Raw genomic sequence first — 19,790 nt, 5'->3', positions numbered from 1 at the left:
AGACGGGCATCTGGCGAACCCTTCGGCAGCCGCCACCCGGGGTGGCCCTCGCGTGCGGCACGGCGGCCGGGGATGAGCGTTACTCCGTGCATCGCCTTGCTCACCGGCCGGAGGTCCCTCTGTCGAGCGGGCCGGTGGGTCCCGAAGAATCTCGTCGAGACTGCAAGGATGAGTCGAAGGCGCCCGCAGCGAGCTGCGGGCGCCTTCGACGTATTGCCCGGTGAGAGCAATGGCGGAGGATACGAGATTCGAACTCGTGAGAGGTTGCCCCCAACACGCTCTCCGACTTACGAAGCGGATCCGGCGGACCTACGACGGCGCACGACGAAAACAGCCCCTGCACCCATGACGACCGCGGCTGCCCCGAGGGCGGCGGCGGTCGGCATCGCGCTGGAGGCCCCGGTCTCGGCGAGTCTGCCGCTGGCGGGGATCTCGTCGAGCCCGCCCTGTGGCGCAGGCTTGTTCCCGTTCTCGCCCTGCGGTGCAGGCCTCTTCCCGTTGGTGTTCTTGCCGGAGGCGTCCTGGTCCTTGGTGCCCACCTTGTCAGGTGTGCCCTCGGAGTCATCCACCTTGCCGGGCTCGCTGTCGGGGGCGAGGACCGTGAAGTCGAACTGGCTGATTTCGTCGAACCCGCACTTGCCGTCTTCGCCGTACGAGTGGCCGATGGTGAAGAAGTAGCCCGTTCCCGGCTCGGCCTCGGTGCCGACCTTGATGCGCATCGCGGCGTCCGCGTACTCACCCGGTCCGAGGGTCTTCACGGTGGCGAACTCGTGGTCGCCGAGGGTGTCCGCCCCCTCGCCCTCAATGGCCTTCCACTTTCCGGTGGCCGAGTTGAACCACTGGACCGTGACGTTCAGTTCGGCAATGTCGTCGAGTTGCGGGTCGGCGGTGCCGAGGTAGAGGGAGATGTCCGTCTCCATCACCTTGACCTTGGAAACGTTGGTCACGCGATAGGTGAAGTCATGCCAGCCGGACCCGGCGACGATCTTGCTCGGAAGTCCGAGAAGGGCCGTCTTGCCGCGCTCCTCGTCGGGTATGCCGGAACAGAACGTCGGGCGCGTGTACGTCGGAGACGGCTCGGCGCTCGACTCCGCCGGCTTCGCAGCGGGCGATCCGGCCGCTGTGGAGGGGGCTGCCTCCAACTGCGTGGCGGGTTCCTGCGCATCGCCACTGGCTTCAACAGGGGCGGACGGCGCCGGTGTCGTTGCCGGGGACGCGGAAGCGGAGGGGGTGCCGGCGGATGAGGTGTCTCCTGTCGCATACGCGGCAGGAGCTGCGAACAGCGCCATGGGACCGACGACGGCGGTGAGGGCAGCGGTCGCCAGAATGTGGCGGAGCTTCATGTGATCCTTCCGGGGACGTGCGGTTGTAGCGGTCGCCTGGTGGGGGAAGCAGCACGGCCGTACGTATACACGGAGAAGATCAACGAGGTCGTCAGTAGGTTGTACGGCGCACGGATGTTCTCCCTTCGATCCCTCCCGCGGCACATGGGCAGGGCCAGGGGCAGAGGCGAGGCCGGTATCGATCCGGCGCACGCCGTCGGTCCGGGTCTTGGTACGCCCCGAAGCCAGGCATAGGCACGCCGCAGTGGATGACGGGCGTGGGAGACGAACGCGCGAGCGGCAACGTTCGTAGGTGGCGCCAGCAACGTCGAAGGCCCCCGCAGCGAGCTGCGGGGGCCTTCGACGTATTGCCCGGTGAGAGCAATGGCGGAGGATACGAGATTCGAACTCGTGAGGGGTTGCCCCCAACACGCTTTCCAAATGTTCGCCTGGGGGTCCGGGGGCGAGCATGTGTGTCCTGACCTGCCATGGAGTGGAGCGGCGGGCAGACGATGGATGCCGCTGAACGGGAGTGAATGAGACCGAAACTGAGACCGGAGTATGGCCAGTTCCTGCACGTCACCATGGCTCTGTAGCGGTCACCTGGAGTTGGACCAATCTCCCTCTGATCCCGTTCGACCCGCGCATCCGCGATCGGAGTGGTGGCCCCCTCACCGCGGATCGTCTCCTTCGGCCTCGGCCATAGCCCGTACCAGTGGCTCTGCCGAGGCATGGAGGCGGAATCCGGAAGCCTTCACGTAGCTGTGCTCGGGGTCGTAGACAGCCTTGAGCAGTGGCGCGACGGCTTCGGGCAGCAGCTTTGCGGCCTGGAGTTCAGCTGTGAACCGGCTGATAGGGCGCGCCATGCCATTGAGCTTGACCTCAGGTGAGTAGTGACAGAGCTCTCGGATGACTTCCTGGCTTACGAAGCCTTCGTTATCGGCAGCCCACCGGATGACCGCGACACGGTCCTCATATCCTGCCAAAGCGAGCCTTTCGAAGAGCGCTTCGACGGCTGGTGCGTTCCAGTGACCTTGCTCGGAGGGAGCGACTTCATCGGCCGAGTCCTCCTCCCGGGAGCGGTCCACTCGGTCAATGTCCTCCAGACCTGTCTCGGCGGCGTCGATTTCGAAGACGGAGGCGCCCAGAGCGGTGAACTGGCTCGGCGTCAGCATGTACAGCCGTGTTCCGGCCTCACGCGACAGCTCGTCGATGAGCTCTTGCCGCGGCCCGCTGGCCTGCCGATTGTCCTTGCGCCACCAGTCCTCTTTCACGTCGCCAGTGACCAGCAGGACGTCGCATTTGCGACTCTGTGCCTCGTCAAGGATTTGCCGCCACACCAGGTAGTCACCGACGGCGTTGTCCCCCTTGCCCGCATCCATGTAGCCCGGCGGTATCTTCATCGTGATGCGACGCTGGGCTTCAACTACGGCTGCATCGTGATCCGCCTGCGACAGCGAGGGCCCCACCTGCCCCTCCAGGGCCTTTGCGAGCGCGGCGACGACTGGATCTGCGGCGGTGTCCCGGTCGGCAGGACCGGCATGCTTTGTGACCAGGGCATTCACTGCCTGGGTCGCCGCGTCGAAGCCAGCGTTCAGGTCGTCGAAGATCTTGGCCAACTCATCGTCCGGGAGGGCGAAGCGCCCAGCCCAGTTGCGCAGAACGCCGGTCGCGCGACCCTTGAGGTCTCCGAGCTCTTTGATCGCAGTTGAGGCGGATGACTTGGGTGCGCTCACGGTCTCCAGGCGATGGCGCCAGAACTCCACCAGCGCCTGATGGGGAATCCAGAGTTGCCCGCCGAGCTTGCCCAGCACCGACAGCAGAAGATTGCGTCCCTGTTCTGTGTACCGATAGAGGTCAAGCAGGACGTTGGCGTCGGCGGCCACGAGGCCATGTTTCATCACCTCCGCCAGGTCAGTGTCGGAAGGCGATCGATAGCTCTCGAACCCGTCGAAGATGCCCCGTGCCGACTGTGGCCGGGCAGGTTCTGAGGCAGAGGAGTCTCTAGCGGTGGGCTCAGTCACATCCTGATCCTGCTACAGCGGGCGCCGATGTGTGCTGGTGTTGTCGGATTCTCCTGGCCGCCGTTGCCGAGGCACGCTCTGATCGCTTGAGTTGAGACTGGGAAGGGTTCTGCTGGGGCACCCAATGAGCATGAACGGATCGATGGCGAAGTGGGCATGTTCGGTGGCCGAGGCGGAGCTGCGTGAGTCCCTTCCTCGTCGATGGATGCACTCGCAAGGGGTCGCGCGGCGCGCGGTCGACCTGACTGAACTCCTAGGTGATGACGCGGACCTGTTGGCTTCTGCCGCCGTACTTCACGACGTGGGCTACGCACCGCGGCTGGCAGCGACAGGTTTTCATCCGCTGGATGGTGCCCGGTTTCTTCGTGACGACCATGCTGCGGATGAGCGGCTGGTGCGGTTGGTGGCGAACCACTCGTTGGCGTTACTGGAGGCCGAGGAGCGCGGGCTGCGCGGCGATTTGGAAGCCGAATTTCCGCTGCTCGACGACCACCGGCTCGTGGATGCCTTGGTGTATTGCGACATGACGACGACGCCTGACGGGCTGGGCACGTCTGCGGAGGATCGGCTGGAGGAGATCATGGATCGTTACGGTGCAGACAGCCTGGTGGGGCGGTTCATCCGTCGCGCATCGCCGGACATCCTCGCGGCCGTGAGTCGGGTGGAGGCGGCTTTGGCGGCTCAGCCCAGGTAGGGATAGGTGCCGGCGAGGTAGTCGCCGATCTGTTGGCGCATGCTGGGGTGGATGTCGTACTGGTCCAGGTCGCTCGGCAGGACGTAACGGACCCCGTCGGCCTCGTCGTTGATCGTGGGCTCGCCGCCCACCGGGCGGCCGATGTAGGTGTTCTCGTACTGCTGGCGAATCTCACCGTCGCTGTAGGCCACGATGTGGTTCGGGTTCGTGTAGACCCCCAGGAACCCCGTGACCTCGGCGATGATTCCGGTCTCTTCCAGGCATTCCCGCACGGCGCACTGGGCCGCCGTCTCGCCGATGTCCTGGGCTCCTCCGGGCAGGGCCCACTGGCCGGTGTCCCGGCGGCGTTGGAGCAGTATGGCGCCGTCGTCGTCGACGACGAGCAGGTTATTGGCGGGGATGAGCGTGTTCGCCTTGGGGGCCTTGGGGTCGTTGTAGTACTCAGTCCTGCCCATGTGGCGAGGGCTCCTCCTGGTCTGGTGTCCAGGGCCGTGCGGTGGCCCAGACAGCATCGAAACTCTGAGCGTAGTTGTCGAACCAGCCCGCCGTGTCTGCTCTGCGGAGATGGAGGAGGGGGTTGGCGCTGGCCGGCTGGCCCCAGACGTGCGGGTTGATCAGAAGGTCATCGTCGTACCGGAACATGGAGGTGTAGAGCGTGGTGTCGTGCAGCCTCACCTCGCATCCGGCCTCGGACAACAAGGGCCGGTAGTAGGTCAGGGAGGCACGGATCTTGGCGGCGAGTGTGTCGCCGATTCCCTCTTCGTGGCCCCGGATTGCTGCCGCCTGGCCCTTCGAGTCGCCGAAGCAGAGCCGCACTCGCACCCCGCTCGACGCGCGCTCGGCGAGCATCTTGGCGACGTGGGGGTTGGACTGGGCGTAGAAGGTGCCGGAGAAAACGAGGACGCTGATCTGTTCCTGGGCGCCGTTGAGCAGCGACAGCCACGTGTCGCGCGGGACGCTCGCCCGGTTCTGGTAGGTCCCGATCAGCTCCTGTCCTGAACCAGTGAGCTGCTGCTGCGTGCTCGGCGCCGGTGCGGGCCAGAGGAACAGTTCCTCCACCCGTAAGTGCTTGGCCACGCGGAAGCGGTGGCGAGGATGGGGAACGCGTCCGCCGAGCCACCGGCCAACGGTCTTGGGGTCCACCTCGCAGACTTCGGCGAGTGATTCGGGTGGGATGCCGCGCTGGGCGAGCACGGAGTGCAATCGCTCGTTCACAGACGCCATACAAGCCGAGACCGGTCAGGAGCGGCAAGGACGTTTCGGGACGTTCCACGGAAGGAGGGGGTCATGGCTGCTGTATTTACGCTGGATGCATGGAGCTCATCGTCCTGTGGGACATCGACCACACCCTCATCGAGAACGCCGGGGTCAGCAAGGAGATCTACGCCGCCGCCTTCACGGCTCTGGCGGGAAGGGCGCCCGCAGGGCCGGCGCGGACGGAAGGGCGTACGGACCGGCTGATCATGCGCGACATGTTCGAGCGGAACGGCTTGGCCGAGCCGGACTGGGCAGCGGTCGAGGGGGCGCTGTCCGACGCAGGGGAGGCGCGTCTCCAGGACCTCAGCCGTCGGGGAACAGCCTTGCCCGGCGTACGGGAAGTCCTGAAGGAGGTCTCTGTACGCAGCAGTTGGGTGTCGTCGGTGCTCACCGGCAATATCGCGGACAACGCCCGCGTGAAGGTCGCGGCCTTCGGCCTTGATCCACTCCTCGACCTGCCGGTCGGTGCCTACGGGGCCGATGCCCTCCAGCGCCCCGAACTGGTCGCTGTCGCCCGGGAGCGGGCCCAGCGACTGCGGGGCGCCCAGGATGGCGTGCCCGTCGTGCTCGTCGGAGACACCCCAAGGGACGTGGAAGCCGCACTCTCCACGGGCTCCGAGATCATCGCGGTCGCCTCCGGCGTCCACAGCGCCCAGGAGCTGGCAGACGCCGGTGCCCATACGGTCCTGCCCGATCTCACGGACACCGGCCGTGTACTCGGGATCCTGGAGGGGCTCTCCGCACGCTGAAAACGTCCCAGGACGTCCTTACAGCGTCCCGATACGCGGTGACGAGGTCCGTACCTGTCCCGCCAATATCAGGTCTCCCACCAGGCAAGCGCCTCGAAGGAGACCCTCGTGATCAGCGAAGTCACCGGGATCCGCAGGATCCGGATGCTGTACCTGCAGCTGCTCTACCGCTGCAACTTCGAATGCCTGCACTGCTTCCACGGCAAACGGCTTCAGCACGCCGACGCCTTCACCACGGACGAGGCGGTCAACCTCCTTACGCTGATGCGCGACGAGTACGGCACCGAGGCCGTCACCCTGCTGGGCGGCGAGCCGTTCGTCTATCGGGACCTCGCCCAGGTCGTCCGGTACGCCAAGCGGGACCTGGGCATGCAGGTCGAGATCTGCACCAACGGCTACCGCATCGAGCGCCGGTTGACCGAGATCGCCCCCGACCTGGACCTGCTCCGGGTGTCGCTGGAGGGCATCGGTACGACCAACGACAAGATCCGGAAGTTCGGAAGTTACCGCAGTGCCCTGAGCGCACTCGAAATCGCCCAGCAGCTCGGCGTCCGCGCCGGCGCGACCATGACGGTCACCTCACGCAACATCGACGAGGTTCTGCCGCTCGCCCGCACATTGCAGCACTACGGGGTGGAGCAGCTGAAACTCCACTGCCTCCGGCCGGTCGGCAACGCAGCGGACCACCCCGAGCTCCTCGTCAGCGACGCCACGGCCTACACCCGTCTGCGGGAGCGCCTGGCCTCGGCCGAGCTGGGCATCGAGGTGATCCTCGACGAGGACCTGTCCGAGCTCGGTGCGCCGGACGCCTGCCTCCCCGCCGGGGGTCCCGTGGAGATCGAGCGGATCGAGGCCGACCCGCGCGGCGCGCTCACCATGTCCTGCAAGGCCGTCGGCAAGGACTCGCACGCCTTCTGGTACGACAAGCTCGCCGACCACATCGACCACCGGCCCTCCGCCACCGACGAACTCACCCTCGCGGTGCCGGACGTGGTGTACGGACGTGTCTGACCCGGCGTCCTTCGAGAGCGTCGAAGGGCTACGTGGCACCGGCAAGTCGACGCTCGCCCCCCTGCTCGCGGCCGCCCGTGGCGCAGTACTGGTCCCGACCGTGCCACCCAACTACCAGGCACTGCGGCAGGAGGTCGACCGGCTGGGCAACGCCGAGGCACGCATGTGCTTCTACCTCTCGGCCCTGTTCACCGCCACCGATCAGATCCAGCGGTACCTGTCCGCCGGTATCCCGGTCGTCGTCGAGAGCTACTTCGCACGGTGCCTGGCCAACCACAGCGCTTTCGGGGCCGACCTCTCGGTGTCCCTGCCGCCAGGCATCCCGCGTCCCGTCACCTACTACCTCGTCTGCGCGGAGGACGAGCGCCAGCGCCGACTCGCCAGGCGCGACAAGCCTGTCTCGCGTTGGGACGCCCTCGCTGAGATCACCGCAGACAAGATCACCGACGCCTACGCCTCGTTCCCGATGCACCGCGTGAACACCACCGGTCTCACCCCTGACGAGGCACTCCGAGCCGTCCTGAGCAGCACCCACCCGCAAGGAGAGCAAGCCAGTGCAGACACCCAGCATGTGGCGGCACACCCTCACCTTCTTCCCTCAGTTCCTCGCCGCGCTGAAGGAGCGTACGGAGCCTAACTCCACGGTGACGGTCATCGGCGCGAGCGACGGCAGACTCGTCGTGCCACTGGCCGCGGCCGGCTACCGGGTCGTCGCCATCGAGCGCGACCCGCTCGCCCTCCACGGCGGCGAGGTCCAACTTCCGGGTGGCAGAACCGGTCACGCGATGGGCATGATCGAGCGGCTGAAGCAGGAAGGGCTTCACGACCGTGTCCAGGTCGTGGAGGAGGACTTCCTCGCCTCCGAACCCATCACCGCCCCCTGTGATGCCGTCTGGACGAGTTGCTCGTGGCACTACAGTGCCAACCACCACCGCCCGTTGGGCGAGTTCGTCGACCGCATGCAGCGCCTGGTCCGGCCCGGCGGTCTGTTCGGCGCGGAGTTCATGATGCCCCTCACGCAACGCCACCACGTGCTGGAGCACTACACATCCCCCGAGAAGCTGCGGCGTTACTTCATCGGGGACTGGGGCGTCCTGCTCACTCTGCGGACCAACGAGTTCACAGAGCAGGCGCACGTCGGACAGTTGCAGGATCACAACCACCGCATGGGCCTCCTCCTCGCCGCCCGTGCGGCCACCCCCTCCTAGAGCTACGGGAAGAAGGACCGATGAAGCACGAGTACGAAGCCAAGTTCCTCGCCGTCGACGTCGACGCCCTCCAGGCCAAACTGACGGCGCTCGGAGCCGTCCAGGCATTTCCGCGCACCCTCCTCACCAGGAAAATCTTCGAGAACGACGCCCTCGAAGGCGGCGCCTGGATCCGCCTGAGGGACGAGGGCACGCGTTCCACGCTCACGCTGAAGCAGGTCACCGACTCCACGACGATCGACGGCACCACCGAGATCGAGACCGAGGTGTCCGACCTGCACGCCATGGCCGAGATCCTCCGCAACGTCGGCTTGCGTGAGGTGCGCTACCAGGAGAACTACCGGGAGGAGTGGCGCCTGGGCGAAGTCGCCTTCGACTTCGACACCTGGCCGGACCTCCCCACCTTCGTCGAGATCGAAGGACCCGACGAAGCATCCGTCCGACAGGCTGCAGATCTGCTCGACCTTGACTACGCACAGGCCCGGTTCGGCAGCGTCGACGAGATCTACAAGAGCGAGTCCAGCCGGGACATCCTCGCCGAACCGACGCTCCTCTTCGCCGACGCCGGCAAGCAGGAGCAGGCCGGGGCGGCTGCACCGAGCGAGTGATCTTGAGGACCGAGCGCGTTTATGGAACTGGCTGTGACGCCGCGGGTCGTACCCGGCGTCGCCGAGTTCGCCCGCGGCGGTCTGCCGGCAGCGGCGGACACCGCCGACGGCAACACCTGGACCGATGGGCACTGCTGGCTCTACTGCGGTCAGGGCTGGACCCGCGTTCTGTGGATCGGCCCCGTTAGCGTGGCCGGCGCCCAGGCCGCCATGTACGCCTGTGGCCCGTGCATCCGGGCCCTGCAAGAGCAGGTCTGGCAGGCCATCCTCCTCCACGATGCACCGTCGTGTCCGGCCTCGTTGAGAACGTTCGCGACGGCCGAGCAACCTGGCGGACGCCGCGTTGGTAAGCATCGCGCGCGGGGCAGCGTGCTGCGTCGTGGGTGAGGACGACGGCAGAACTAAATAGCCCCGTGACGTCTCTTCACAGCGAAGGATCCGCAATCAGAAGTACGCCGACTGCTGGGCCGGTCACCACGCATGGTGACCGGCCCAGCAGCCGTTGTTGCTGCGGCGTCTTGCCACGGGCTTCTAATGACGATGCCGGCGTTGTCGATCTGCGGCTGTGGCAGGGGCCTCCGACGCGGGCTCTGGCCTTGAGGATTGCACCATGACCGCTTTCCAATTCAATCAGCATCGGAGAGTCTGCGAGCACCGAGTAAAAGAGCGACCATCGCCGGAGGAAGAAAATACCAATGCTTCTCACCTCGCGTTGGAACGGCCACATAAATAATTCTACTTCCTCGTGAGGGCATAAAAGGATAGCCAGTGCCTGTCGGCCTCTCACAAACGCTCTACTGGACATCTCCCGGAAAGTGAGGGCGTTTCTGAGCAACCAAGGAAGCCGCGTCTCGCCCCGGCGGGAGCTGCCATTCAATTACGTGCAGGCCCGCCAACTCGATGATTTCTTCGGGCACGCCCAATCGGTACAGAGGTGTAGCTCCATACCGGTTGAGCCAAGCAACGCGTCTCGTTTTCTCGCACGAATCAAGGTCCCGCCACGAATCGAGGATCACCCCTGGAGTAATCGATGTACCCAGCGATCGCTGAAGCACTACGTGCCGAACGAGCGGCATGTATTCCACTGGGTCTCGCGCGAGAGCGACAAGACACCAAGCCGTCGAGTCAGACATAGATAGGCCATGAGCGTCTACGAGGCGTCGAGCCCTCCATTGCCAGAGCGGAGCGAGGAGCCACCTGGTTTGCCGCGCCCTCATTTCCGGACTCCAGAAGGCCCCGTCAAGCGTCTCATTGCGACGGAGTGCGCAGGGTTGCACAGGACAAACATCAGCTCGCGCGCTCCTCATTCCCGGAGCTGGATGTTTCGAGCTGAAGCTCGCGCTTTCGCTGCTCTTCCTTCAGCCGTTCCACATAACGCGCAAATATCCGAAGCCGTTCAGCTTCAGGAAGAGGCGGTTCACCATCCCGCCCAGCGTATTCATCGAGCATGAATTGCGATGCGTTATAGTGCTTCTCGATATCATCGGCCGTGGATTGTAGATTGTATCCTCGTTCGCGAAACTTGAAGTATCCGGTGACGCCTGCCGAAATTCCGACGAGTGCACTGAGGGAAGCCGCAGAAAGGCGCAGCACTTGACTACTGCCCTCATTCATCGCCGCAAGCGTCGAAGTGACAATTGACCCAGTGATGATGATGCCCTGAAAGACGTTGTGAATCCGGCGATTTTTGTTCGCTGAAGTTCGGTACTGATCAATCAGGTCAAGCGACGCTTCGCGGTAGATGCGAAGTCCGGAAGGGGAGTCAAGAGGTAGCTTGGCAGCGGCAGTTTGCCGATCCTGAAGTGCGTTGCGCAGCGCGCCAGTTCGAGCAACAACCTTCTTTCGGTTCCTCCATAACGCCCACCCCATCGCCACCCAGAGGCAGTTGACGATGATGAGCCCTGCCCATCTAGTAAAGACAGGCTGCGACTTCCAGAGACCCACGATAACCGTGTAGCCGAGGAGGAACGTAAGGATTATGCCGCCCAGCAGGCAGAGAACATATATCCTTTGAAAGGTTCGTGATGTCCGCAGGTCATCTTCGATCTCATCGAATCTCTTGACACTGCTCCGGTATTCCTCTTGGCGTCGAGCCTCATCAGCCTCAGAAATCTCATTTGCCTCAGCACTTCCCCAACTCACCAGCGACCCCCACTTAGTTCAAGCCACCCCAGCGGCAGATGAAATGCCCGGTAGCTTTCGGTGACACGAGTGGGCGATCGTAGAACCGGCCTTTCGGGCCAACAAGAGCGCCTTGCAAGCCATTACCCACGGGGGAAATTTCGCCAAGATCCGAATGGCGAGAACTAGTTCCTCGCTCAACAGGTGTGATCGTCATCGATGTTGAATACAGGCCAAGATCAAATTTCGATGATCTCTCTCATTTTTTCCAAGAAGGGAATCTTCTCTAAGGAATCGTTTTCCGGGCGGGGAGAAGAAGCTCCTGGTGAGACGCGCCACTGGAGCGTGGCAAGCGGGGCCAAGGCGGTACTTGAAGTCGATCCGGCGGATTGCGGTCCAGGGCTGCAGGACTCCTGATGGATCGGACAGGAGTGTGGTGGGGCGGGCTCGTGCTGCTGGCGGGCTCTGGGAGCGAGCTCTCCTTGCTGGGGTCAGCGGCGTGGGCGGCTTAGCCTGTTCGTGGGGGCTGAGGGTGCCGTGGGCGGCTGGGTATCGGCGTACGGCGCGCTGAAGGCTGCTGCGGTGGTGCTTCGCAGGCGGGCTGCTTCCGCGCGGCGGTTGGGTGCGGGGTTGCGGCTGGTGTGCTGGATGCGGGTGAGCAGGACGCGGGCGGGGCTGTGGGCGGTGTCGAGCTCTCGGCGGGCGGCGGCTTTCTTGAGGAGCTGGTGGGGTTCGTGGCCGCCGGCTTCAGCGTCGGCGAGGACGGTGGCGAGGGCGGGCCAGCCGGGGTCGGCGAGGATCCGCTCGGCGTGTTCAGGAACGGCGGCGCGTACGTCGCTGGCCAGGGTGCGGCGGGTCTCCTCCGTGGTGCGGCGGGTTTCGAGTTCGGTGAGCGTCGGAGCGAGTGCGTCGTCGGCTGCTGGATGGAGGTGCTGGACGGCTTGGCGGGCGGCGTCGGCCTGGTGTGCATGACCCTTGGCCTCGTGCCAGCGTCCGGCGAGTATGGCTGCCCAGACGAGTGCAGCGACCAAGGCTGCGAGCGCGCTGCTGTCGGGGCCGGTAGCGGTGTGTGCGATGTCGCGGGCGGCGGTCCGCAGGGCATGGGCGGCCCGGTCTTCGGCCCGTACTTGGGAGCGCTGGGCACGGGCGAATGCCCGGCTGGCCGCTTGCAGGTGGGGGCGGAGGTTGACGGGGGCCTTCTGAGCGGTGGCTTCGAGGAGTTCGCCCAGGGCGGTGATGTGCGCCTGTGCTCGTGCGTCCCCGCCGTCATCGGCGTTCGTGCCGGTGATCTCTGCGTGGAGGGTGTCGAGGGCGTCAGTGGCTTGATGCCAGGGAGTGGTGGACTGGTTGCGGCGGGCGGTGGGGTGTTCTTCGGGGGCGCTGGTCTCTAGACGGGCTTTCAGTTTGGGCAGGGAGAGGTCGGGGGCGATCTTCCCGCCGGGGTGGTAGATCTGCTCGCCGTCCTTGTTCAAGTCGCCGGGCCGGCCGACTGCGTAGCCGAGGAGGTCTCCGGATGGGCCGCGGCGGGGTTTGACCAGGATGTCGTCGGCTTCGAGGTAGGCAAGGAGTTGTTCGGCGCTGGTGGTGTGGGGGATGGCGGCGCGGATCTGGTCCTGGAGCCATTCGCGGCTGGTCTGCTCCCAGCCGAGGCGCTCAGCTTTGTGCATCTCGGCCTGGGTGGGGCGCCGGGTGGCGGTGCGGTCGCCCTTCGTCAGGGGTCGCAGTCCGTATTCCTTCTCGATCTCCCGGCACTCGTTGCCGACGCGGATGCCGCTGCCGTGGAGCTTGGGGCGGCGGCCGTCCTCGCGGACGGTGGTGGCCAGGATGTGGATGTGGTCGTCGGCGTGGCGTACGGCGATCCAGCGGCAGGCCAGATCGTCGCCTGCGGGGGCGATGCCGGCTGCGTGGACGATGCGCTGGGCGATCTCGGCCCACTCGGTGTCGGAGAGGTAGCGGTCTTCGGGTGCGGCGCGGACGGGGCAGTGCCAGACATGGTCGGTGACAGGCTTGCCGAACTCGCTGTTCCGAAGTTGAACGGGCTCGTCGAGGTGGCGGGCGAGCTGGGTGAGAGTGGCGTTTTCGTCGCGGCCGGGGTCGGGCATGCCGAGCATGGAGAATCCGCCGACGAGGTGCGGGTCGAGGTGTTCGTCGTGCCGGCCGGGGCCGTAGAGGTAGGCGAGCAGACCGCGGGTGTTGGAGCCGGCGGGCTTGATAGCGGCGATCACGCGGATCAGACCTCCGTCGCGTCGGTGGGCTCGCGCAGAGCCCCGGCGATCAGGGTGAGCAGGCGGTGGAGTTCGTCGAGGTGCTGACGGATGTCGGGCGGGGTGTAGTCGCTGTTGAGGGCGCGGGCGATCTGGTTGACGTTGACGCCGGTGCGGTTGAGGGCGCGCAGGACCTGGGCACGGAACATGTGGGTGCGTCGTCGATCCTCGGACAGGGGGAGGTTCGCGGTGAAGCGGCCGCCGAGGAAGGCGAGGACTATGTCGGCGGCGAAGCCCGATTCGCCCTTGTAGCCGTGCTCGGCTGCGCCCTCACGCAGGCTGATGCGCTCGTCGTCGGTGAAGCGCAAGGGCCCGACGCGCTTGGTGCGCTTATCGCCGGTGAACCGGCGGATCGTTGGCTGGACGCTCTGCGCGGCGGGTTCGCTGACGGTTGGGGCGTCAGTGCGCGTCGGGCGGAGGATCGCTTGCTGGGTGGCGTGAAGCTTGTCCGGGTCGGGGCCGTCCTCGGCCACGGGCACCTGGTCCGGCGCCCCCTGGCGCTGGGCTGTCTCCGCCACCCCTGGGGCGGAGACCCCCGAAGACCGGCCACGAGTCGGACTCGGGGTACTACTGGCTCCGCCAGGAGCCGTCCGTCCGAACGCCCGCCGTAGACGTTCTGTCAGCGTAGGCGACTTCGTCAGTGTCAGCGGCGATCCGATTTCGGAGTCGGGGTGGTGCGGGTCGTGGGTCACGGATATTGCTCCGGAGTAGCGCGGGAGGGATGGCGGCATGCGGGGGCACGGCTACGGCCGTAGGCGGTAACGAGCGATCAGGCGGAGGGGCGGGGCACGCTCTGACCGGTGGCCGGAGGAGTTCCGGCCACCGGATGGCGGGCGATCAGCTGACGTTCCGATCGGCGCCGGGTTCCGACCGGAGGATTTCCATGACTTCGGTCAGCCTCTGGCCGCCGACCGTGTGTCCTTTGTCCCGTATGGCCTGTTGGACGATGCCCCGTGTGAGCTTGCGCTTCTCGGCTGCGGCGATCCGCCCGATCTCGACCAGTTCTTCGACCGTTGCGCTGACCGGTCGGCCGCCTCGCGGAAGGCTCTTCGAGATTCCGGGCAGCGCGTTCCGGGGGCCGGATGCGGTGGCTTGTGATTGTCCGGTGGGCGCGGGCGGTACGGCAGGCGGTTCCGGCGTCTCGCCGGAACCGGTGGCGGGCCGGTCGGAAGCTCGGTCGACCAGTTGGTGAATCTGCCGCATCAGCACTCCGAAAGCCAGCAGGGCTGCGGTCGGGGGAACCGCCGCGACCACGTAGTCGAGTAGGGGTGCGACGCTCTCGTTGCCCGTGCCGCTCACCCCGGCCACGTTGAGCGCAATGGATCCGGCCGACCCGATGGCGGTCAGACCGACCGCCCACCAGTCGGTCACCCGGCGAAGGCCAGCGCGGAGCATCAGCAGTTCGCCCGCGACGATGAAGGCGTCCAGGGTCGCGGGCCAGGCCCATTGCCGGACAGGGGAGCTTCCCAGCCCATGCTGTCCGGCGACCTGGGCAAGGTGGGCGTAGGAGAGCCAGAAGCCGCCGGCGGTGAGGGCGATGATGACGGTTCCGGCCGCGGCGAGGGCGTATCGCTCGGCACCGTGCTGGGGCGTTGCTTGCCGCCTCTTGTCCTGGGCGCGGGGCATCGCGTGAGTGTGCCGGGGGGTGTCGTGGGGTGTAGCGGGTGTGGTCATGCGGGGTTCTCCGGGGTGGTTCTGCGGAGGCGATCACGGCGTTCACGCAGGGGGCGTACACGTGAGCCCCCTTCTAAAGGGGGGCTCACGCGTGAACGCTGGTGTGCGTGTACGGCGTGAACGATCGCGTGATCGTCTGACCTGGGGTTTCGTTCTTGGCGTGTACGCCTGCGGTGAGGCGTGCGCCGGTGCGCGGGGGAGGGGTGCGTGTACGCCCTCGTGTACGGTCCCGGCGTCCGGCGATCAGGTCAGGAGACGGCGCCGATATGGCGGACTGAGGCGCGGTAGCGGGCTTGCTGGCCGCCTCCGGTGCCGCCTGCGGTGCCTTCGGCCTTGCCTGCGAGTCCGGCCCTGACGAGTCGGTCCAGGGTGCGCCTGGCTTTCTCGGTGGCCGAGCGCTCGGGGTTGTTCTGGCCGCTTTGGATCATGGCGAGTTCGCGCACGGTCAGGCCGTCGGGGCGCTGTCGCAGGATGGCGACCGGGTCGAGAGCGGGGTCGAGCGTCGAGGTGCCGCGTTCGTGGTCGTGGACGACCTGGAGGGGGCCGATCTCGCCGGTGGGGGTTTTGAGGTGATGAAGGGTGACGGCGAGGTCGCCCGCTTCCCCGGCGATGAAGAGGACGCTGCCCGCGCCGGAGGTGATCCAGGTGGAGCCGTAGACGCGGTCCAGGGTGGGCTTCTGGGTGCGTGGGGTCCCCTCGGTGGCCTTGCGCTGGTGGTGGAGCTCCATGATCTCGACGCCGTTGCGCATGGCTCGCTGGCGGGCGTTGTTGTAGGCGACGCCAAGGGCGTCGTCTACCAGCGTGCTCACCGCGTCCTTGAGGCTGTCGATCACGATCGTGTCAGCCTGATGAGCGGCGGCGAGGTCCGCCAAGAGGTCGGGCTCCTTGTCCAGAGTGGCGGGCAGAGGGCCCTGCCAGACAGCGAGACCGTCGCGCAGGCGCTGCTCGTGCTCGGATCCGACGCTGCGGGCCATGGCACGGGCGATCTGCTTGTACCGGTCCAGTGCCAGGTACAGCACCCGCCGGCTCGGTGCGACTGGCATGTCCAGGACGCTGCCCGCCAGGCCCAGACGAGCGAGGATCACCTGGTGGGCCAGCGTGGTCTTCCCGACTCCCGGTGCGCCGACGATCATCAGGCTCTCTCCGGACGACCAGGCCGTCTGTTCCCGCGTACCCCAGAGAGGCTCTGTATCGGCCCCGGTCTCGGTGACGAAGCGCCATCCGTCAGTGATGAACCGGGAAAGTCGCCCCTGGCCGGAGGCGAGTGCACGCTCGCGCTCGATCCGAACCCCCGACTCCACCTCGCTGCGGATGGCGTCCGGGTCGGCGCCCGGCTCCAATGTGCGTTGGGCGGTCCGGATGCCGGAGGCGCGCAAGCGGCGCAGGTCGGCCATCCTGCGCACGATGCCCGCGTAGTAGACAGCGCTGCTGACGGAGGGCACGGCGTCGGCGAGCTGGTGGACGTACACCACACCGCCGACCCGCTCCAGGTCGTCCTGCGCACGCAGCTGGTGCGACAGGACGATGGGGTCGGTCGGCTTGTCCTCGCCGTGCAGAGCGAGTATGGCGCGCCAGACCGTCTCGTGCGCGGGGCGGTAGAAGTCGGCTGCGTCGAGCAGTTGGCGTACTTCGTCGATCACCGCCGCCTGATGCATGCAGGCCCCCAGCACGGCGGCTTCGGCGTCGACGTCGTGCGGCGGAACCGCGGTGAGGTCGCCCGCCGTGGGCTGGCGGCCGGTTCCCGCGAGGTGTGGCGCGTTCGGCCGGGGTTCGTCCATACTGGACATTGAGCTCCTCAACTTGCGGACCGTACGGGACGGCGAATCCCAGGCCACGCGGGTCAATCGTTCAGGGATGGGCGGTTACGAGAGTTCGTGCTTGGCCCCCGACGTTCGTAGCGTCGGGGGCTTTTTGCGTTCACCCCCGTTCGAGGGTGGACGTCTACAGTACCTGACGTTTTCGGAAGCGCAACGGTTGCATTCGGCTCCGGAATGGTGTTTAGTTTTCACCATCGCCCCGGCTGTCCGTCGGGCCCCGGCAAGGAGGTGCAGTGATGAGCAGTGACGAAGGCGCCTCCCGCGCGGGGCCGGAACGGCCGCTGGCCGAAGATCACGTCGCGGAGCGCATCAAGCTCGAACGCGAGGCGCGCGGATGGAGCACGGTCACACTGGCCGAGCGAATGGCAGACGCTGGCCACCCGGTCAACCAGTCCGCGATCTGGCGCATCGAGAGCGGGAAGCCCCGCCGCCGGGTCAACCTCGATGAGGCGCTCGGCTTCTGCAAGGTCTTCGACCTGACCTTCGACGAGCTGACCAGCCCCCCCGGCCAGCTCGCCAACCCGCTGGTCCGTCGTCTCGTCGGCGACTACGTCGCGAGATGGAAGGAATGGCGGGCCCTGGGCAAGGACATGCGCCGGATCCAGGACGAACTCGCGGCGTACACGGACGCCAACCCCAATCAGGAAGACATGGTCAAGGCTCTGCTGACCCACGAGCTGACCATCGCCTCGAACGGCGAGTTCCATCACCACCGCGGCGCCCCGTCACAACTCCGCAGCTACCTCGGCGAGCGCATGGACGCGCCGCCCGAACAGAGCTGACTCGGCTCCTCGCTGCTACGAACAGCGGGGGCTTGCCGTCTCCGGCTCCTTCTCTTCACGCCCATCCCTGAACGACTCGCCGGCCAATAGGGATTCGCCGTCCCATGGTCTGCCAGGAGAGGACCCTCCCTTGCACCGAAGCGAACTGCCGCTTGCCCAGATAGCCGACCTCCTGGACGTCCCCGAGGGCGCCCTGCGGAACCTGCTGTCCGAACGCCGTCCCGCCGAAGGTGACACCACCCTCGTCGCCCTCACCGTTGCCGAGGCCGCGCGCCGCATCGGCATCGGCCGTACGAAGCTGTACGAGTACGTCACCTCCGGGGAGATCGCCTCGGTCAAGATCGGCAGCTTGCGCCGCATCCCAGCGGAGGCGGTGAACGACTTCCTGACCCGGCGCCTCACGACCAGCGACTTCGGGACCGCAGCATGACGCGGGGCGCGACGGCGAAGAGCCGTCAGCCCAACGGCGCCTCCAGCATCTATCTCGGCAAGGACGGCCGATGGCACGGCCGCGTCACCGTCGGAGTGAAGGACGACGGCAAGCCTGACCGCCGTCACATCAGCCGCAAGACCCGTGCCGAGGTCACCAAAGCCGTACGGGAGCTGGAGCGGCAACGCGACAAGGGTGCAGTCCGCAAGGCTGGTCAAAGCTGGACCCTAGAGACCTGGCTCACCCACTGGGTCGAGAACATTGCCGCGCCGAACGTCTCCGAGAACACCATCGACGGCTACCGCGTCGCGGTGAATCACCACCTCATCCCCGGCCTCGGTGCCCACCGCCTGGAGAAGCTGGAGCCAGAGCACCTGGAGCGCTTCTACAAGAAGATGCAGGAGACCGGCAGTGCTGCCGGCACCGCGCACCAAACCCACCGCACCATCCGCACCGCCCTCAACGAGGCCGTTCGCCGTGGCCACCTCGCCCGTAACCCAGCCGCGATTGCGAAGTCCCCGCGCCTCGAAGAGGACGAAGTCGAGCCGTACTCGGTCGAGGAAGTCCAGCGCCTCCTGGCAGAGGCGGGGAAGCACCGCAATGCGGCCCGCTGGGTCATTGCCTTGGCGCTCGGACTTCGCCAGGGCGAGGTCCTCGGCATGCAGTGGATTGACGTGGACTTCGAACTCGGCGTGATCCGTGTTCGACGAGGTCGTTTGCGGCCCCGCTACCAACACGGATGTGGGGACCGCTGCGGGCGCAAGCCCGGCTTCTGCCCGCAGAAGATCAACGTTCGGCGCGAGACCAAGAACGTGAAGTCACGGGCTGGGCAGCGACCTATCGGTGCCCCGGACGAGCTGATGGATCTACTCCGCCGGCACAAGGAGGAACAGGGCCGGGAGCGTGCTCTAGCTCGAGACCTCTGGACGGAGAAGGGGTACGTCTTCACCTCACCGGTCGGCGAACCTTTGAACCCGAACACCGACTTCCACCGGTGGAAGGACCTGCTGAAGGCTGCGGGGGTGCGCGACGGACGCCTCCACGACGCCCGCCACACCGCGGCCACTGTCCTGCTGATCCTCGGGATCTCCGACACTGTCGTCGACAGCATCATGGGCTGGGAGCCCGGCAAGTCCGCTCGGATGCGTCGCCGCTACCAGCACATGACCGGCCCCGTCCTGCAGCAGACAGCCGCCAAGATCGGAGCCCTGCTCTGGGGAACGGCCCCGGCCATGTCTACGCCAGTCCCCGAGAGGCTTGCGGTCGGCGCCAGCAGGGGCTCCAGCCCGGCCAGACCGACGGTGTACGTCGCTCGCCTCGGGGAGCGCTTGATGCCCTTCTCCTACCGGGCGCACGCGGAAGCTGTCACTGCTCAGTGGGGTGCTGATCACCCCGAGCTCTCCGCAGAGGTGGAGGAGTGGGACCGGGAGAAGTGGGAGCACCATGGCCCGGGCGGCGCGACGGCCATAGGCGATCGGATACCGGATCGCCGCGTGGTCTATCACGCCCATGCGCTGTTCGTGGTCGGCGGTCACCGCCTGTACACCGGCCAACCCGCGCAGTGGTCCGCACCAGCCTGGGAGTTCGAGGCCGACGCCTACACCGACCTTCCGGTGCGCTGGCACACCAGGCGCCGCCCGGGCCGGGAGGTCGAGGTCCTCGTTCGTGGCACGGACGAGGGATCGGTCGGCGCCGCGTTCGGGGACGCGTGCGCACAAGCTGTGGACCGAACGGTGAACCCCGGAGGGCACGGGGATAGCGAAGTGTGATGGTGATCTGAGTTCGCTGTCACAACAGGGGCATGCCATGACGAGATGACAGGGCCGTGT

General features: G+C 66.5%; 19 protein-coding genes. 10 read left to right on the top strand and 9 right to left on the bottom strand.

Annotation, left to right across the window (positions count from 1 at the left end; translation table 11 throughout):
* Positions 1 to 287: 287 nt before the first annotated feature.
* A complete protein-coding gene (locus OG912_RS15885) occupies positions 288 to 1,343 on the bottom strand; it encodes an LAETG motif-containing sortase-dependent surface protein (protein WP_327709905.1) in 1,056 nt (351 codons plus the stop codon).
* 650 nt (positions 1,344 to 1,993) lie between these two features.
* The gene (locus OG912_RS15880) at positions 1,994 to 3,208 is read right to left on the bottom strand and encodes a PIN-like domain-containing protein (protein WP_327709904.1); all 1,215 of its coding nucleotides are present in this window, start codon (positions 3,206 to 3,208) and stop codon (positions 1,994 to 1,996) included.
* 268 nt (positions 3,209 to 3,476) lie between these two features.
* Between OG912_RS15880 and OG912_RS15875 the strand changes: the two genes are divergently transcribed.
* Positions 3,477 to 4,040, top strand: a complete 564-nt coding sequence (locus OG912_RS15875) for an HD domain-containing protein (RefSeq protein ID WP_327709903.1) — start codon at positions 3,477 to 3,479, stop codon at positions 4,038 to 4,040.
* Here OG912_RS15875 and OG912_RS15870 read toward each other — a convergent pair.
* The gene (locus OG912_RS15870; RefSeq protein WP_327709902.1) at positions 4,028 to 4,495 is read right to left on the bottom strand and encodes an NUDIX hydrolase; all 468 of its coding nucleotides are present in this window, start codon (positions 4,493 to 4,495) and stop codon (positions 4,028 to 4,030) included. The two genes, OG912_RS15875 and OG912_RS15870, sit on opposite strands and share 13 nt — an antisense overlap.
* On the bottom strand, positions 4,482 to 5,255 hold the full coding sequence (locus OG912_RS15865; RefSeq protein ID WP_327709901.1) for an XRE family transcriptional regulator: 774 nt from the start codon (positions 5,253 to 5,255) through the stop codon (positions 4,482 to 4,484). The genes OG912_RS15870 and OG912_RS15865 overlap by 14 nt, the downstream gene beginning before the upstream one ends.
* A gap of 98 nt (positions 5,256 to 5,353) precedes the next feature.
* On the opposite strand from OG912_RS15865, the gene OG912_RS15860 reads away from it, so the two are divergent.
* From OG912_RS15860 to OG912_RS15835, 6 genes are all read left to right on the top strand, one after another.
* On the top strand, positions 5,354 to 6,046 hold the full coding sequence (locus tag OG912_RS15860; RefSeq protein ID WP_327709900.1) for an HAD family hydrolase: 693 nt from the start codon (positions 5,354 to 5,356) through the stop codon (positions 6,044 to 6,046).
* 108 nt (positions 6,047 to 6,154) lie between these two features.
* Positions 6,155 to 7,057, top strand: a complete 903-nt coding sequence (locus OG912_RS15855) for a radical SAM protein (RefSeq protein WP_327709898.1) — start codon at positions 6,155 to 6,157, stop codon at positions 7,055 to 7,057.
* Positions 7,050 to 7,694, top strand: coding sequence for an AAA family ATPase (locus OG912_RS15850; protein WP_327709897.1), 645 nt, complete (start codon positions 7,050 to 7,052; stop codon positions 7,692 to 7,694). Before OG912_RS15855 ends, OG912_RS15850 begins: the two co-directional genes overlap by 8 nt.
* A complete protein-coding gene (locus OG912_RS15845) occupies positions 7,612 to 8,265 on the top strand; it encodes a class I SAM-dependent methyltransferase (RefSeq protein ID WP_327709896.1) in 654 nt (217 codons plus the stop codon). Before OG912_RS15850 ends, OG912_RS15845 begins: the two co-directional genes overlap by 83 nt.
* A 20-nt stretch (positions 8,266 to 8,285) precedes the next feature.
* On the top strand, positions 8,286 to 8,873 hold the full coding sequence (locus OG912_RS15840; RefSeq protein WP_327709895.1) for a class IV adenylate cyclase: 588 nt from the start codon (positions 8,286 to 8,288) through the stop codon (positions 8,871 to 8,873).
* 21 nt (positions 8,874 to 8,894) lie between these two features.
* On the top strand, positions 8,895 to 9,260 hold the full coding sequence (locus OG912_RS15835) for a hypothetical protein (protein WP_327709894.1): 366 nt from the start codon (positions 8,895 to 8,897) through the stop codon (positions 9,258 to 9,260).
* 900 nt (positions 9,261 to 10,160) lie between these two features.
* Here OG912_RS15835 and OG912_RS15830 read toward each other — a convergent pair.
* The 5 genes from OG912_RS15830 to OG912_RS15810 form a co-directional block, all read right to left on the bottom strand.
* A complete protein-coding gene (locus OG912_RS15830; RefSeq protein ID WP_327709893.1) occupies positions 10,161 to 11,015 on the bottom strand; it encodes a DUF4231 domain-containing protein in 855 nt (284 codons plus the stop codon).
* Between the two features lie 470 nt (positions 11,016 to 11,485).
* Complete coding sequence (locus OG912_RS15825; RefSeq protein ID WP_327709892.1) at positions 11,486 to 13,219, bottom strand: relaxase/mobilization nuclease domain-containing protein; 1,734 nt, start codon at positions 13,217 to 13,219, stop codon at positions 11,486 to 11,488.
* 5 nt (positions 13,220 to 13,224) lie between these two features.
* Complete coding sequence (locus OG912_RS15820; protein WP_327709891.1) at positions 13,225 to 13,776, bottom strand: MobC family plasmid mobilization relaxosome protein; 552 nt, start codon at positions 13,774 to 13,776, stop codon at positions 13,225 to 13,227.
* Positions 13,777 to 14,095: 319 nt separating this feature from the next.
* Entirely contained in the window at positions 14,096 to 14,884 is a 789-nt protein-coding gene (locus OG912_RS15815) for a DUF2637 domain-containing protein (RefSeq protein WP_327709890.1), read from the bottom strand.
* A 296-nt stretch (positions 14,885 to 15,180) separates the two neighbouring features.
* Positions 15,181 to 16,710, bottom strand: a complete 1,530-nt coding sequence (locus OG912_RS15810) for a DnaB-like helicase N-terminal domain-containing protein (protein ID WP_443061092.1) — start codon at positions 16,708 to 16,710, stop codon at positions 15,181 to 15,183.
* A 275-nt stretch (positions 16,711 to 16,985) separates the two neighbouring features.
* On the opposite strand from OG912_RS15810, the gene OG912_RS15805 reads away from it, so the two are divergent.
* From OG912_RS15805 to OG912_RS15795, 3 genes are all read left to right on the top strand, one after another.
* Positions 16,986 to 17,531, top strand: coding sequence for a helix-turn-helix transcriptional regulator (locus OG912_RS15805; RefSeq protein WP_327709888.1), 546 nt, complete (start codon positions 16,986 to 16,988; stop codon positions 17,529 to 17,531).
* A gap of 130 nt (positions 17,532 to 17,661) precedes the next feature.
* On the top strand, positions 17,662 to 17,961 hold the full coding sequence (locus OG912_RS15800) for a helix-turn-helix domain-containing protein (RefSeq protein ID WP_327709887.1): 300 nt from the start codon (positions 17,662 to 17,664) through the stop codon (positions 17,959 to 17,961).
* Entirely contained in the window at positions 17,958 to 19,730 is a 1,773-nt protein-coding gene (locus tag OG912_RS15795) for a tyrosine-type recombinase/integrase (RefSeq protein ID WP_327709886.1), read from the top strand. Before OG912_RS15800 ends, OG912_RS15795 begins: the two co-directional genes overlap by 4 nt.
* Positions 19,731 to 19,790 lie beyond the last annotated feature (60 nt).

This window comes from Streptomyces sp. NBC_00464 (assembly GCF_036013915.1).
Lineage (GTDB): Bacteria > Actinomycetota > Actinomycetes > Streptomycetales > Streptomycetaceae > Streptomyces.
The sequence above is the reverse complement of the archived record's forward strand: the minus strand, read 5'-3'. Positions and strand labels throughout refer to the sequence as shown.

Coding starts and splice junctions, on each gene's coding strand:
- OG912_RS15860 (WP_327709900.1), top strand. CDS start 5,354: ATGGAGCTCATCGTCCTGTGGGACATCGACCACACCCTCATCGAGAAC.
- OG912_RS15815 (WP_327709890.1), bottom strand. CDS start 14,884: ATGCCCCGCGCCCAGGACAAGAGGCGGCAAGCAACGCCCCAGCACGGT.
- OG912_RS15870 (WP_327709902.1), bottom strand. CDS start 4,495: ATGGGCAGGACTGAGTACTACAACGACCCCAAGGCCCCCAAGGCGAAC.
- OG912_RS15840 (WP_327709895.1), top strand. CDS start 8,286: ATGAAGCACGAGTACGAAGCCAAGTTCCTCGCCGTCGACGTCGACGCC.
- OG912_RS15885 (WP_327709905.1), bottom strand. CDS start 1,343: ATGAAGCTCCGCCACATTCTGGCGACCGCTGCCCTCACCGCCGTCGTC.
- OG912_RS15875 (WP_327709903.1), top strand. CDS start 3,477: ATGAACGGATCGATGGCGAAGTGGGCATGTTCGGTGGCCGAGGCGGAG.
- OG912_RS15795 (WP_327709886.1), top strand. CDS start 17,958: ATGACGCGGGGCGCGACGGCGAAGAGCCGTCAGCCCAACGGCGCCTCC.
- OG912_RS15810 (WP_443061092.1), bottom strand. CDS start 16,710: ATGGACGAACCCCGGCCGAACGCGCCACACCTCGCGGGAACCGGCCGC.
- OG912_RS15835 (WP_327709894.1), top strand. CDS start 8,895: ATGGAACTGGCTGTGACGCCGCGGGTCGTACCCGGCGTCGCCGAGTTC.
- OG912_RS15805 (WP_327709888.1), top strand. CDS start 16,986: ATGAGCAGTGACGAAGGCGCCTCCCGCGCGGGGCCGGAACGGCCGCTG.